General features: G+C 68.3%; 10 protein-coding genes and 1 riboswitch. Of the genes, 5 read left to right on the top strand and 5 right to left on the bottom strand.

Annotated elements, in window-relative coordinates; all coding sequences use genetic code 11:
* The first annotated feature begins 71 nt into the window (after positions 1-71).
* The gene (locus GOHSU_RS04465) at positions 72-1586 is read left to right on the top strand and encodes an acyl-CoA synthetase (protein WP_005937458.1); all 1515 of its coding nucleotides are present in this window, start codon (positions 72-74) and stop codon (positions 1584-1586) included.
* A 4-nt stretch (positions 1587-1590) separates the two neighbouring features.
* On the opposite strand, the gene GOHSU_RS04460 is transcribed toward GOHSU_RS04465, so the two are convergent.
* Positions 1591-2814, bottom strand: a complete 1224-nt coding sequence (locus tag GOHSU_RS04460) for an acyl-CoA dehydrogenase family protein (RefSeq protein ID WP_024332791.1) — start codon at positions 2812-2814, stop codon at positions 1591-1593.
* Between the two features lie 58 nt (positions 2815-2872).
* On the opposite strand from GOHSU_RS04460, the gene GOHSU_RS04455 reads away from it, so the two are divergent.
* Positions 2873-4159, top strand: coding sequence for a serine hydrolase domain-containing protein (locus GOHSU_RS04455; RefSeq protein WP_005937451.1), 1287 nt, complete (start codon positions 2873-2875; stop codon positions 4157-4159).
* Positions 4160-4833: 674 nt separating this feature from the next.
* Here GOHSU_RS04455 and GOHSU_RS04450 read toward each other — a convergent pair.
* The 4 genes from GOHSU_RS04450 to GOHSU_RS04435 form a co-directional block, all read right to left on the bottom strand.
* A complete protein-coding gene (locus GOHSU_RS04450) occupies positions 4834-5151 on the bottom strand; it encodes a hypothetical protein (RefSeq protein ID WP_005937446.1) in 318 nt (105 codons plus the stop codon).
* 111 nt (positions 5152-5262) lie between these two features.
* On the bottom strand, positions 5263-5796 hold the full coding sequence (locus GOHSU_RS04445) for a histidine phosphatase family protein (RefSeq protein ID WP_005937444.1): 534 nt from the start codon (positions 5794-5796) through the stop codon (positions 5263-5265).
* Positions 5797-5803: 7 nt separating this feature from the next.
* Positions 5804-6631 carry a CbtA family protein gene (locus tag GOHSU_RS04440; RefSeq protein ID WP_005937442.1) on the bottom strand — a complete coding sequence of 276 codons (828 nt, stop codon included), beginning with the start codon at positions 6629-6631 and terminating at the stop codon, positions 5804-5806.
* Positions 6632-6655: 24 nt separating this feature from the next.
* Positions 6656-6907 (bottom strand): CbtB domain-containing protein, encoded by a 252-nt coding sequence (locus GOHSU_RS04435; protein ID WP_005937440.1) that lies wholly within the window; start codon positions 6905-6907, stop codon positions 6656-6658.
* Between the two features lie 55 nt (positions 6908-6962).
* Positions 6963-7079, bottom strand: a riboswitch (cobalamin riboswitch).
* A 57-nt stretch (positions 7080-7136) separates the two neighbouring features.
* On the opposite strand from GOHSU_RS04435, the gene GOHSU_RS04430 reads away from it, so the two are divergent.
* From GOHSU_RS04430 to GOHSU_RS04420, 3 genes are all read left to right on the top strand, one after another.
* Positions 7137-11795 (top strand): ATP-dependent helicase, encoded by a 4659-nt coding sequence (locus GOHSU_RS04430; RefSeq protein ID WP_005937438.1) that lies wholly within the window; start codon positions 7137-7139, stop codon positions 11793-11795.
* Entirely contained in the window at positions 11788-12603 is an 816-nt protein-coding gene (locus GOHSU_RS04425) for a DNA-formamidopyrimidine glycosylase family protein (protein ID WP_005937436.1), read from the top strand. Before GOHSU_RS04430 ends, GOHSU_RS04425 begins: the two co-directional genes overlap by 8 nt.
* Before the next feature lie 126 nt (positions 12604-12729).
* Positions 12730-14199, top strand: coding sequence for a hypothetical protein (locus GOHSU_RS04420; RefSeq protein WP_005937433.1), 1470 nt, complete (start codon positions 12730-12732; stop codon positions 14197-14199).
* Positions 14200-14225: the final 26 nt, after the last annotated feature.

Raw genomic sequence — 14225 nt, 5'->3', positions numbered from 1 at the left:
CTCGCGCGCGTTGGCACAGCCGGACCTAAGTTGGAGACATTCGCCCACTATCGATCGTTCAGGAGCCCGCCGTGACAGGCCTCAGCAGTTGGATCACCCGTCGTGCCGTCCGCACACCCGATGCCCTCGCGCTGGTCGATGCGACCACCGGAGCCTCGAGCACCTACGCGCAGATGGCAGCGACGTGTGCCCGGCGGGCGGCGGCTCTCCGCACCCGCGGAGTCCGTCGCGGCGACCGGGTGATGGTCATCGGGCTCAACTCCACCGCTCAGCTGGAGACGCTGTTCGCCGCCGCCCGGCTAGGAGCCATCACCGTTCCGGTCAACTTCCGGCTCTCACCGGATGAGATCGCCTACCTGATCTCCGACTCCACGCCGACCCTGCTGCTGCACGACGACATGTTCGCCGAGTTGGCTGCCGGAGCCGCCGACGCCGCTCCGCACCATGTCGACCTGGTGCACCTGGATGCTCTCGACGAACCAGAAGCCGCCTTCGGCGACGAGGAACCGGTTCGCGACGACGACGTCGCACTGATCATGTACACCTCGGGAACCACCGGAAAACCCAAGGGCGCCATGCTCACTCACGGCAATCTGGAAGCCAATGCCGTCAACATCCTCACCGCCGGAGAGGGGCTGACGCCGAAGGACAGCACGCTGGCGGTGGCACCGCTGTTCCACATCGGCGGCCTGGCCCTGTACGTCCTGCCGATGCTTTTCACCGGCGGTGCGGTGGTGGTGGCTCCGGCGTTCGATCCGGCTGGAACGCTGCAGTTGCTGGCCAAACACCGCATCACGGTGCATTTCATGGTTCCGGCGATGTGGGACGCGATGTCGAAAGTGCCCGACTTCGACGATGCCGACCTGTCGGCGCTGCGCTGCCTGCTCTGCGGCGGTGCACCGTGCCCGCTGCCGGTCATCGACTTCTATCAGGACAAAGGCCTGACGTTCATGGAGGGCTTCGGCATGACCGAGCTGTCTCCGGCCGCAGCGATCCTGGAAGCCCAGTACGTTCGCAGCCACGCCGGATCGGTCGGCCGCGCGGTACCGCTGAGCGACGTTCGGATCGTCGACGGCGACGATCGGGAGGTCCTGGCCGGTGAGGTCGGCGAACTGCTGATCTCCGGACCCAACGTCTTCGTCGGCTACTGGGGTCTGCCAGCGGTCACCGCACAGGAGAAGCGCGGCGGTTGGTTCCACACCGGTGACCTGGCCCGCATGGACGAGGACGGATTCATCACGCTGGTGGACCGCAAGAAGGACATGATCGTCACCGGCGGCGAGAACGTCTACCCGATCGAGGTGGAACAGGTGCTGTACACGCACCCCGATGTCGACGATGCCGCCGTCATCGGTCTGCCCGATGAGACCTGGGGCGAGGGGGTCACGGCCGTGATCGCCCTGCGCGAGGGTGCCTCGACCACCGCGGAGGACCTGATCACCTACTGCCGCGAAAGGATCGCGCACTTCAAGAGCCCGCGCCGGGTGGAGTTCGTGGACGTGCTGCCACGCAACGCCACCGGCAAGCTCCTCAAGCGCGATCTGCGGGAGAGGTACGGATCCTCCGCGTCGGCCGTGACCCGCTGACCGGTCAGTCGCGCAGCAGGCCCTTGGCCACGTGCGTCACCTGGATCTCGTTGGAACCGGCGTAGATCATCAGGGACTTGGCGTCACGGGCCAGCTGCTCGACCCGGTATTCGGCCATGTAGCCGTTGCCGCCGAACAGCTGCACCGCCTCCATCGCCACCTCGGTCGCCGCACGCGAGGAGTACAGCTTCATCGCCGAGGCCTCCGCCAGACTCGGGGGCTTGCCGGCATTCGATGCTTCGATCGCGTTGAACAGCATGTTCTGCACATTGATTCGCGCGATCTCCATCTCGGCGAGCTTGAGCTGGATCAGCTGGAACTGGGCGATCTCGGTGCCCCACAGCTTCCGTGTCTTCGCATAGTCGATGCTCAGCCGCTGACATTCGTTGATGATGCCCAGGCTCAAAGCCGCGATGCCGATGCGCTCGGCGGTGAAGCCGGCCTTGGCACCTTCGCCGCCGCGCGAATCCGATCCGGTGTCCTCGGTCTCACCGAGCAGCCTGTCCTTGCTCACTCGCACGTTGTCGAAGAACAGCTCCCCGGTCGGCGAGCTCATCATGCCCATCTTCTTGAACGGAGGACCCTGTGTCAGGCCTTCCATCCCCTTGTCCAGGACGAAGGTCAGCACCTTGCGTTCGCGCATCGGGGTGCCGTCACCCTCGTCCAGCTTGGCGAAGACGACGATCGTGTCGGCGTACGGGCCGTTGGTGATGAAGGTCTTGTTGCCGTTGAGGATGTAGTCCTCACCGTCACGCCGGACGGTGGTCTTCATGCCGCCGAGTGCATCGGAGCCGCTGTCGGGTTCGGTGATCGCCCACGCACCGACGCTCTCCATGGTGACTAGCCCGGGCAGCCAGCGGCGCTTCTGCGCCAGGGTGCCACGGCTGCGAATGGTCGAGACCGTCAGACCCATCGATACGCCGAGGGAGGCGATCAGGCCCAGACTCACCCCGGCCATCTCCATGTTCAGGATCAGGAACATCGAGTTCGCCAGCGAAGTGGATCCGCCGCGATCCTTCTTCTCGCCCGCCTCTTCGGCGGCGAGTTCCTTCTCCAGTGACTCGCGCGCCATGGTGTCCATCCCGAAGGCGGCCAGCATCTTGCGGGTGATGTCGTACGGCGGGAGTTCACCGGACTCGAGCTGGTCGATGTTGGGGCGCACCTCCTTCTCGATGAATCCGCGCACCGCATCGCGCACCATCAGGTCTTCTTCGGACCATTCGAACAACTCGGCCTCCCGGCGCTAGAACACGTTCCATTTCTTTTCAGACAGTAGCGTGAACTGCGTGACTGCGACAGACCCCGCGCCCATCGGGCGGATTCATGCTCCCGACAGTCTGACTCCGGACCTGCTCGATGGCCTCACCGACATCGGTGAGGAGGCCGGCGATGCCGCCGATGCTCAAGCGGCGCAACAGATCTGGTCGGCCGCTCAGCACTGGTATCAGGCCGGAACCCAGCCGGGCATCAGCGTCTGTATCCGCCGCCGCGGCGAGGTGATCGTGAACCGGGCGATCGGTCACGCACGCGGTAACGGCCCCGACGACGTCGCACGCCGCGCTGTGGGCGAGACGGTCGCCACCGAGCCGCTGCGCACCGACACTCCGGTGTGCGTCTTCTCCACTGCCAAGGCGATGGCCTCCACGGTGGTGCACTTGCTGATCGAGCGCGGAGAACTGCGGCTCTCAGATCGGATCGACGATCTACTGCCCGGTTACGGTGCACATGGCAAGGCCCGAACGACCCTCGACCACGTGATGACCCATCGGGCCGGGGTACCGATCCCCACCGGGCCGCGCCCGGATCTGAGTCGCAGCGAGGACAGCGCCTACGCCCGCGATATGTTGTCGAATCTGCGCCCGGTCTACCCGCCCGGAACCCTGCACGTCTACCACGCCCTGACCTGGGGGCCGCTCATCCGGGAGGTCGTGGCGGCGGCGACCGGCCGCAGTATCCGGGACATCCTGGCCGCCGAGATCCTCGCCCCTCTCGGCTTCGAATGGACCAACTTCGGGGTCTCCCCCCGCGACGTGGCCCGGGTGGCGCCGAGCTACGCCACCGGACCGCCGACGTCGGGAATCGGCGACGCCCTCTTCACCCGGGTCGTCGGCGGCACACTAGCCAAAACCGTCCAGCGCGCCAACTCCGCGGCCTTCCTCACCGGCGTGGTGCCGTCGTCCAATGCCGTCTCCACCGCCGAGGAGCTCTCCCGGTTCGCCGAACTGCTGCGCCTGGGCGGTGAACTCGACGGCACCCGGGTGCTATGGCCCGCCACGGTGCGGGCGGCCACCCGGCAACGGCGCCGGCTGCGCCCGGACGTCGCGACCGGCGGAGTACCGCTGCGCTGGGGCACCGGTTTCATGCTCGGCTCGCAGCGCTTCGGCCCCTTCGGCCGGGATGCCCCCGCCGCCTTCGGGCACACCGGCCTGACCCAGATCGCGATGTGGGCCGATCCGCAACGCGACCTGGCCGCTGCCGTGGTCTCCACCGGAAAACCCAGCGCTCACCCCGAGGCCGGCCGCTACGGCGACCTGCTCGATACGATCAGCACAGTCCTCCCGAGAAGGCACTGATGCCGTCAGAGCCACTCCGGACCTGGGGTGCGATAGCCGCGCCGGACGCCACATCCATGCGGTCGATTCTCACCCGGGTCGCGGGCGATTCGCACCCGTGCCCCGGGGTGCTGCAGACCGTAAGAGCGCCGGTGCCGTAGCCGCCGCGGCCGATATGAAATTCTCAAAAAACGCATTGCGCCGGAACCACTCCGACACTCGGGCTGCCCGCCGTGCGGCGGGATCAAGGTGCTGCGGGATCAAAGTGCTGCGGAATCAAAGTGCTGCGGGATCGAGGCGAGAACGCACGACGACAGACCGGTCGGGCTTGCGCGCGCACCGGCGCGCCACGGTCCGGAGCGTAGGGGGTCCGGTGGCGGCACCGCGCCGGCGATAGCCCTCGCGGCCATAGTGCTCGCGACCGTGGTGATCGCGGCGGTGGTGATCCGATCGTCGGCCGGACGGTCGGTGAAAACAGTCGCTTCCAGAGCATTCATCTCTATCCCCCAGAGACGTGTCGCAAGCTCGTATGTGATGTCAGGTGCCCGACCTATCGACTCCAGAAAGAGCCGATCGTGGCTGCTCAGCGCAGGTTTTCAAGTTGCGCCGTCACTGTACCGCGACCCTACGACAAGATGAGTTCCCCGCGGCATCGCGGCAGCGCGCACTCACCGCGAGACGACAGACCCCCCCGGTCACAACTCCCCGAGGATCCGGGAGCGCGCACTCTCCCTTTCGGCGCTGCTGATCAGCTGGCGGACATGCAGATCGTCCACCTCTGCCAGGCGTTGCTCGACCGACTTCGCCGCCGATGTCCCCGATGCCGCCAGCAGATCACTCTGAATCAGCCGGGTCTTCAACTCGGTGTCAGCGGTCAGCGGGTCGATGCCCCGCTGCTTGGCGACCCGGTAGCTCCGGATCGCCGCGTAGATCGAGAATCCGAGGAGCAGCAGAATCAGCAACGGCACCGTGGCGAACACGACGTCCCACCACATCGGTATCAAAGGAGACATCCCCCGCGGGTTCCTTCCCAATAAGGCAGCTCGACGGGAGGAACGGTCCCCGGGCAGCTGTCGTCGCCGGTCACGGTAGCCGGGCCGCGCTGCCGTCCGCTGTCCGGCAGATCACAGCCGATGCAGCGAGGCAGGCTTCACCTCGGTAGCGAAGTATTCCTCGGGCCGCGGACACAGAAGAGCCTGCGCCACGGCCTTGGCGACCACCAGAGTCACCGACGGATCCAGGGTCGAGACATGGGCCACGATCCGTTCGACGAACCCCGACACCGATTCTCCGCCGTGCGGAGTCGCCGCCGGGTCAGCGAACCAGGCGCCGAGGTCATGCGCGGGAATCTGTTCGGGGGTCAGGCCGCGCCAGGAACCTATATCCAGGGTCGCCAACCGCGGGTCGACGGCGAGGCCGGCGGGTACTCCAGACCCGGGCCGGCCAGCCGGGAGGGCGGTGACCAGTTCTGCGGACTGCCGCACCGACGGTTCCGGGCCGACCCGCAGTACGGATCGGCCCGGAAGTCGCGAAAGCTCCGGCCGCCGGCCCGGTATGAGTGCGACGTCGCGGCGACCGCGGTCGTCGAGGTCGTCGTGCTCACCGCCGAAAACGACTGCCCGGTTGGGGGCGGTACGGCCGGCGACGATCAGCAGCATGCGGCCATCAGGCCTCGGCCAGCTCGGACTGCGGCTCCCGGCGACGGGCGCCGCGCTGCATGAAGATGCCGAGCATCAGTGCGAACACGGCCACCAGCACGGCCCACAGCACCACCTGGTTGGCGATCGCGTAGACGCGGTAGTCGGCGATCACCTGCCCGGGGAAACCGGCCCCGTAGATGGTGCCGTTCGCCTCCAGCGGACCCGGTACCTCCTGGAAGGTCGGCAGCAGCGCCGCGGTCACGGCCATCACGCCCAGGTAGGCGAGCGACGCGGCGACGGTCGACACCAGGCCGCCGAGCCGGGCCCACAGCGCCATGACCAGCCAGACCGCGAGGATCATCGCCACCACCGAGACGACGGTGAGCGTCAGGTAGGCGCTCGAGCGGGCACCGATGGAGTCCTCCTCACCGACGGCGGGCGGATTGGGCGGGTAGACGAAGAACGGTACGCCGCTCACGGCGACGAAGCCGATCAGCCCGAGCACCGAGGCCACCACGCGCGGGTCGGCTTCTGCCCAGCGTCGCCCCACATAGGCCCACAGGAAGGTGAAGGCCACGGCGAAGAAGGCCCCGATGCAGAGCGCGAAGATCACCGTGCCCACACCGGCGCCGATGTTCTCCTGCACGCTGCGGCTGAACAGCTCGTGCTCGTGGCTGTGGCCGCCCGTGCCGCCGAGGGCGATCTCCATCTCCTCTTCGGCGTGGCTGCGGTATTCCTCGTAGTCGATGGCCTTGGCGACCTGCGGCTCGATGAAGATGCGCGCATACAGAAAGGCCACGAGTCCGGCGATCAGGCCCGAGAGCAGGCCGGCGCCGACGAATTTACGTTCCATGATTCTGTTGTCCTCCGCTTCGGATCAGTGGCAGGGGAAGCCGAGGAAGTGGCGGGCGTCGTGCACGAACTCGTGGATGTGGGTGTCGGAGCCGAACACCGAGACCGCACCCTGGTCGTACCCGAGGAAGTAGTAGGCCAGTGCGGCAACGAGCACGGTGGCGGTCAGAAACAGCGCGCTCGAGGCGGTGTCCAGGTGCGGCACCGCCAGGCTGCGGGCGCCGGCGGCCAGGTCTTTGGGCGCCGCGCCGGAGGCGGAATGAGTCGATGCGGTCATCAGAGTTACCTGCTCCTGGGATTCTGCGTCCCGTCGTGGTGGCCGCCGCATCGGACGACGCAACGGCAGCCCGACCGGTGCTCTGACTCGCCCGCCGTCACGGCGGCCTCACAGTGGCGCGACCGTTCCGGATTCTCACCGGATTCCCCGCGTCGGACTGGGGTCAGCTTATCGCGAACACCTGCTTGCCAGCGACTGAAGTGTCACCCTCCTGCGGTTCAATGGAGTCATGGCCGACGGCACCGATGTCCTCGAGCGGTTCGGGCCGGCTACCCGGCGCTGGTTCACCGGTGCCTTCACCGAACCGACTTCCGCTCAGATCGGTGCCTGGAAGTCGATCGCCGCGGGTGCGAACACCCTGGTGATCGCGCCGACCGGATCGGGCAAGACGCTGGCGGCCTTCCTCTGGGCCATCGACGAGCTCGCTGCTCGGGCCGAATCTCCGCCGGAGGAATCCTCCGGCGTGAAGGTTCTGTACATCTCGCCACTCAAAGCCCTGGCCGTCGACGTGGAGCGCAACCTGTCGGCACCGCTGGTCGGCATCGGCCATGCCGCCGCCGATCTCGGCCGTCCCGCTCCTGCGGTCAGCGTCGGTGTGCGTTCGGGCGATACACCCGCGGCCGCGCGGCGCGCACTGGTCAGCACCCCTCCCGACATTTTGATCACCACCCCCGAATCGCTGTATCTGATGCTGACCTCGGCGGCGCGCGAGACGCTGCGAGACGTGCAGACGGTCATCATCGACGAGATCCACGCGCTGGCCCCGACTAAACGCGGCAGCCATCTGGCTCTGTCGCTGGAGCGGCTGGATCGTCTCACCGCGGCGCCGGCTCAACGGATCGGCCTGTCAGCGACGGTCCGCCCGCCCGAGCGGATCGCCCACTTCCTGTCCGGCACGGCGCCGGTCAGCATCGTCGCTCCACCGGCGGACAAGAATTTCGATCTGCGTGTGGACGTGCCCGTGGAAGACATGACCAACCTTCCGGTACCGACCACCGTCGCCGAAACCGAGTCCGACGATGCCTTCTCCCCCACCGCTGGTTCGCTGTGGCCGTTCATCGAAGAGGCCATCGTCGACCTGATCGAACAGAACCGGTCGACGATCGTCTTCGCCAACTCACGCCGCCTGGCTGAGCGACTGACCGCCCGGCTGAATCAGATCGCGGCCGAACGTGCCGGAGTAGACCTGGAGACCGGGCCCAACCCCGACGTCCCCGGTGGTATGCCTTCCTCGTTCAACGTCGGGGTCGTCGCCGCCGGTGCACCTCCACTGCTGGCCCGCGCACATCACGGTTCGGTCAGTAAGGAGCAGCGTGCGCAGATCGAGGACGATCTGAAGTCCGGGCTGCTGCGCTGTGTGGTCGCGACCAGTTCCCTGGAACTGGGGATCGATATGGGCGCGGTGGACCTGGTGATCCAGGTCGAGACCCCTCCGTCGGTCGCCTCGGGGCTGCAGCGCATCGGACGGGCCGGTCATCAGGTCGGCCAGACCAGCACCGGCGTGGTCTTTCCGAAACACCGCACCGATCTGATCGGGGCGACCGTGAGCGTGGCCCGGATGCTCGACGGGCAGATCGAGGAGTTGAGCGTTCCGCGGAATCCGCTCGACATCTTGGCGCAGCAGACCGTCGCCGCCACCGCGGTCGAGGACCTGCCTGTCGACGAGTGGTTCGACGCGGTGCGGCGCGCAGCCCCGTACCGGGATCTGACCCGTGATGTCTACGACGCCGTCCTCGACCTGATCTCCGGGCGGTACCCGTCCGACGAGTTCGCCGGGCTGGCCGCCCGGGTCGACTACGACCGGGCCGCCGGGGTCCTGACCGCCCGGCGCGGCACGCTGCGGATCGCGGTCACCTCCGGCGGCACCATTCCCGATCGCGGACTGTTCGGCGTCTTCCTGGCCGCCGACGAGGCCAGCGGCGGGAAGCGGGTCGGCGAACTCGACGAGGAGATGGTCTACGAGTCGCGGGTCGGCGATGTCTTCGCCCTGGGCGCCAGCAGCTGGCGGATCGTCGAGATCACCCACGACCGTGTCCTGGTGATCCCGGCTTTCGGTCAGCCCGGCCGCCTGCCGTTCTGGGTCGGTGACGCGGTCGGGCGCCCGGCCGAACTCGGTGCGGCGATGGGCGCGTTCGTCGGCGCGGTCGGCGATCCGGCCCGACTCGAGGAGTCCGCCGACGCGATCGGGCTCAGCCCGAACGCACGCGCGAATCTGGCCGCCCTGATCGCCGACCAGCGCCAGGCCACCGGTGTTCTGCCGACCGATCGCACCCTGGTGATCGAGCGGTTCCGCGACGAGCTCGGCGACTGGCGGTTGATCCTGCACTCCCCGTACGGGTTGCGGGTGCACGCTCCGTGGGCCAGCGCCATCGCCGCCCAGTTGAGCCAGCGACTGGGTCTGGACGGCGCCACCACGGCCACCGACGACGGCATCATCGTCCGGCTCCCCGATACCGACGACGACCCGCCCGGCGCGGAGGTCTTCGACGTCGATCCCGACCACATCGAAGACCTCGCCACCCGGGCGCTGGCCGATTCGGCGCTGTTCGCCGCACGGTTCCGCGAATGTGCGGCCCGAGCACTGCTGCTGCCCCGCCGCGATCCCGGCCGGCGTGCACCGCTGTGGCAGCAGCGTCAGCGCGCCGCACAGCTGCTGGCGGTGGCCGCGCAGTTCCCCGACTTCCCGATCATCCTGGAAGCGGCGCGCGAATGCCTGGAAGACGTCTACGACCTGCCCGCCCTCACCGACGTCCTGACCCGGATCGCCCGGCGCCGGATCCGCACCGTGGAGGTGGAGACCGCCTCGCCGTCGCCGTTCGCCGCCGGCATGCTGCTGGGCTACACCGGCTCGTTCATCTACGACGACGATGCGCCCCTGGCCGAACGCCGGGCCACCGCGCTGGCCCTGGACACCGCGCTGCTGGCGCAGCTTCTCGGCCGCGTGGACCTGCGTGAACTCCTGGATCCGGTGGTCATCGCCGACACCATCGCCCGGCTGCAGCGCACTGCACCGGAGCGACGGGCCCGCGACGGTCAGGACGTCATCGATCTGCTGCGCTGGCTGGGCCCGCTGACCACCGAGCAACTCGCCGAAAGATACGGCGGCCCCGACCCCCTGGGCGACGTCCTGGCGGACACGCAGCGCACCGGCCGAGTCGTGACCGTGATGATGGGTGGAGCCCAGCGGCTGGCCGCCGTCGACGACCTCGCGCGACTGCGCGACGGCCTGGGGATCCCGCCTCCGCCGGGGGTTCCAGCGGCCTACCTGATCGGCCCGGACGATCCCGTGGGAGATCTGGTGCACCGCTATGCGCGCACCCACGGGCCGTTCACCGTCGCCGAGGCAGCCGCCGACCTGGGGATGGGTGTCGCGGTGGTCGCCGACACCCTGATCCGGCTGGCCGGGCGGCGTACGGTGATCGAAGGCGAGTTCGTGGTCCGCGACGATGCCGAGCGCGCCCAGTGGTGCCACAGCGATGTGCTGGGCCAATTGCGTCGTGGTTCGCTGGCGGCCGGCCGCGCCGAGGTCGAACCGGTCAGCCACGAAACCTACGCACGGTTCCTGATGTCCTGGCACCACGTCGGCGGACCCGGGGAGGCCGAACGTGATCCGCGGCTGCGCGGTGTCCACGGACTGATGTCGGTGATCGAGCAACTCGCCGGACAGCCGATCCCGGCTTCGGCCTGGGAGTCGCTGGTGCTGCCGTCCCGGGTCGCCGACTACCGGCCGGCGATGCTCGACGAACTGCTCTCGAGCGGCGACGTCCTCTGGTCCGGGCACGGGCGGATCGGCAGTTCCGACGGCTGGATCAGTCTGCATCCGGCCGAATCGGCACCGCTGACCCTGCGGCCGGTCGACGAGGTGCAGACCACGCAGGTGCACCGGCTGTTACTCGATGAATTCGGGGGCGGCGCGGTCCGCTACGGGCGTCTGGCGCAGGCCCTCGATGCGGCCGGCTGCGCGATCGGCGACGACACCCAGCGCCACACCGCACTGTGGGATCTGGTGTGGTCGGGCGCGGTCACCAACGACTCCTTCGCCCCCGTGCGGGCACTGCTGTCGCCGGGCCGTTCCCGATCCGTAGGCTCCCCTTCGGCACCGTCGCACCGCGTCCGCGGCGGACCTGCCCGGGCACCGCGGCTGCGGAGCGCCCGGTTGTCGAGCCGGTATCTGGCCGGCACCGACGGTCTGCCGGTGCCGCCGCTGGTCGGCGGGCGCTGGGCCGTGCTCGCGAGGACCGCTCTGGAGCCCACGTCCGCTGCCGCAGCGACCTGCGAGATCCTGCTGGACCGCTACGGGGTGGTCACCAAGGGCGCCGTCGCAGCAGAAGAGGTGCCCGGCGGCTTCGCTCGGATCTACAAGGCGCTGAACGTATTCGAGGATTCCGGTCAGGCGCGCCGCGGGTATTTCATCGACGGTCTGGGTGGTGCGCAGTTCGCTGCCGGACACACGGTGGACACGCTGCGCGAGTCGGCGACGGTGCCGCGCGGGCAGGCGTTGACCGCACACGTGTTGGCCGCCACCGATCCGGCCAATCCGTACGGCGCCGCCCTGGCCTGGCCCGCCGACGACGTCCGGGGCGGCCACCGTCCCGGACGCAAACCCGGTGCCCTGGTGGTTCTGGTGGACGGGCATCTGACCCTGTTCATCGAACGCGGCGGCAAACGGATCCTCACCTTCACCGATGACGCCGTCCGCCTGGAGTCGGCCGGCGCGGCCCTGGCCGGCGCGGTCCAGCGCGGGCGAGTAGCGCGAATACACATCGACCTCGTCGACGGCGATCCTGTTCTGCGCACGGAGTTGGGGACGATCCTGACCGCGCAGGGCTTCTCCTCCACTCCGCGGGGCCTGCGGATGAACTACGCCCCCGGGACCGGCCGTGCCTGAGGGTGACACCGTGTTCCGCGCTGCGTACCGACTGCACGCAGCACTGGCGGACAAGACTTTGGTCCGCAGCGACTTCCGCATTCCCTCGCTGGCGACCAAAGACCTCTCCGGCGGGCGGATCGATCGAGTACGCGCCGCGGGTAAGCATCTGTTCGTCGACCTGACCGGCGACGGCGGCCGGGCTCTGTCGATCCACTCGCACCTGATGATGGACGGCGCGTGGCACGTCTATCGGCCGGGACAGAAGTGGCGCCGCCCCGGACACCGGGCTCGGGTGGTCCTGCGCACCGCCGACACCGAAGCCGTCGGCTTCGATCTGGGGGTTCTGCAGCTGACCGCCGATCCGGCCGGCGTCGTCGCCCATCTGGGCCCGGATCTCCTCGGCGCGCAGTGGGATCCCGCTGTCGCCGCCGCGAATCTCGCGGCCGCACCGGAGTGTCCGCTGGGGCCGGCGCTGCTGGATCAGCGGCTGCTGGCCGGGATCGGCAACATCTACAGCAACGAACTCTGTTTCATCGCCGGTGTGCATCCGGCCACGCCGGTCTCCGCGGCCGGCGATCTGGACCGGTTGGTCGACATCGCCCACCGACTTCTCACCCAGAACGCACTGCGCACCGTCCGGGTGACCACCGGCGATCGCCGACGGGGCCGGGAGCTCTGGGTATACGGGCGCGAGCATCGCCCCTGCCGCCGTTGTAGCACCATCGTTCGCCGCAGCGCGATCACGATACCCCCAGTGACCACCGATCGAGTGATCTTCTACTGCCCCTCCTGTCAGCCGGCACGGACTGTCTCGCCGAGTTTCTGACGCGCGGGAACCTTTTGTGGTTCTGCACTCTCCTACCTCGTAACCGCATCTGCCAGAGCTCGTTCGCGCACGTCTGCGTCCGGGCGGCTTCGACATGCCGGTGTCCACCTCGATCGAAAGGCAACGATGACCTATCCGCAGGGACCACATGTCCAGGGGCCGCAACCGCACCGGTTCGGTGGGCACAGCCCCACTCCCGGCGACAATCCGCCGATACCGCAGGCAGCCGGGCCGGCTCCGGCCGACCATGTCCGTCGTCTCATCGGCTGGGGAGACAACCCGCCCAGCCCGCGCGAACGGCTGGCCCTGCAGCAGGCCGGGATCTTCGAGGACTCCCTGCAACGTCTCCTGGTGTGGCGCCGCAGCGTATTGATCATCGTCATGCCCGCGGCGCTGGTGACGTTGACACTGTCCCTGGCGACCTCGATCCGGGACACCGTCACCGACTCCGAGCAGTTCACCGGATTCGGTCTGCTCGTGCGCTGGCTTTCGCTGCTCTCGCTCCTGGTCTTGCCGATCGGCATCGCCGTGGCGATCGCCCGCTGGACGCAGATCCGGCAGTCGACTCGTGTGCTGTTCGGCAGCTGGCTGGTGGCGACGACGGTTCCCCTGGTCACCTCCTTGCTTCCGCTGTCCTGGATCTTCGACTTCGAGGCCGCCGTCGGTTCGGTGCTCGATGCGGAAGGTGTTCGCGTCACCCGGAACGAGATGGAGATGCTGACCCAAAGCCTCACCCACTCGTACAGCATGTACGCCGTGGTGATCCTGGCCGTGATGCTGCTCCCGGTCATCATCGGTCTGGCCGGTGGCGTTCTGCGGGGTGCGAGAAGAATCAAGGGGCTCTATCCGGCGGCGGTCGCTCCGGGGTGGTTCGTCATCGTGGTCGCCCCGTTCGCATCGATCGTGATGCTCACCATGTTCGCGGTGATCTCGCCTGCGCTGGGTGACGGTCTTCTGCTGGTCGGCGTCTTCGTCCTCGCATCGGCACCGTTGGTTCACCTGTACTACCGGCGCGGCTACACCCGCCTGAGCACTCCGGCCGAGGCGGCACCATTCCTGTTCAAAACCTCGGTGATGGCGGTGATCCTGTCCGGTGTCGGGGGCCTGCTCATCGTGGTCTACGCTTTCACCGCCGAACCCTACGGCCGCAGCATTCTGGGCGGCGGCGACGACTCGGACAAGTGGTTCTCGTACATGCAGGCTGCCGAGATCGCGGTGAGCGCCTTCGCCCGCTACCACGTCACCTCGGTGGTGCTGTGCTTCTTCTTCGCCACCGTCGTCTTCCGCGAGTGGCGCGAAGCCACCTCGATGAGCGCACTCGCCAAACAGACTCACGATGCGGAGATGCGCGGTCTGAGCGTGTTCGACGAGAAGTTGTCGGCCGCGACGCCCGCGCAGGCGATGCCCCCGCACCCGGCTCCGCAGCAATACTCGGCTCCGCAGCAGTACCCGGCTCCGCAGCAATACCCGGCGCCGCAGCAATACCCGGCGCCCCCGCAGTACCCGGTTCCGCCCACCGGCCCTGCCTCGGCACCGGGCCGGGAGTCCGGTGCACACGGATGGTCGCCGCAGCCGAATCGAAGCGCGCAGCAGTGAACCGATCCCCTGGGAACTTTCCCGGG

This window comes from Gordonia hirsuta DSM 44140 = NBRC 16056, from assembly GCF_000333015.1.
GTDB classification, from domain to species: Bacteria; Actinomycetota; Actinomycetes; order Mycobacteriales; family Mycobacteriaceae; genus Gordonia; species Gordonia hirsuta.
Note: the sequence above shows the minus strand (reverse complement) of the source record. Positions and strands in the feature narration are given on the sequence as shown.

Bases quoted from the DNA above. Each gene is read 5' to 3' on its own strand.
- GOHSU_RS04440 (WP_005937442.1), bottom strand. From the start codon at position 6,631: ATGGAACGTAAATTCGTCGGCGCCGGCCTGCTCTCGGGCCTGATCGCC.
- GOHSU_RS04445 (WP_005937444.1), bottom strand. From the start codon at position 5,796: ATGCTGCTGATCGTCGCCGGCCGTACCGCCCCCAACCGGGCAGTCGTT.
- GOHSU_RS04435 (WP_005937440.1), bottom strand. From the start codon at position 6,907: ATGACCGCATCGACTCATTCCGCCTCCGGCGCGGCGCCCAAAGACCTG.
- GOHSU_RS04450 (WP_005937446.1), bottom strand. From the start codon at position 5,151: ATGTCTCCTTTGATACCGATGTGGTGGGACGTCGTGTTCGCCACGGTG.
- GOHSU_RS04420 (WP_005937433.1), top strand. From the start codon at position 12,730: ATGACCTATCCGCAGGGACCACATGTCCAGGGGCCGCAACCGCACCGG.
- GOHSU_RS04430 (WP_005937438.1), top strand. From the start codon at position 7,137: ATGGCCGACGGCACCGATGTCCTCGAGCGGTTCGGGCCGGCTACCCGG.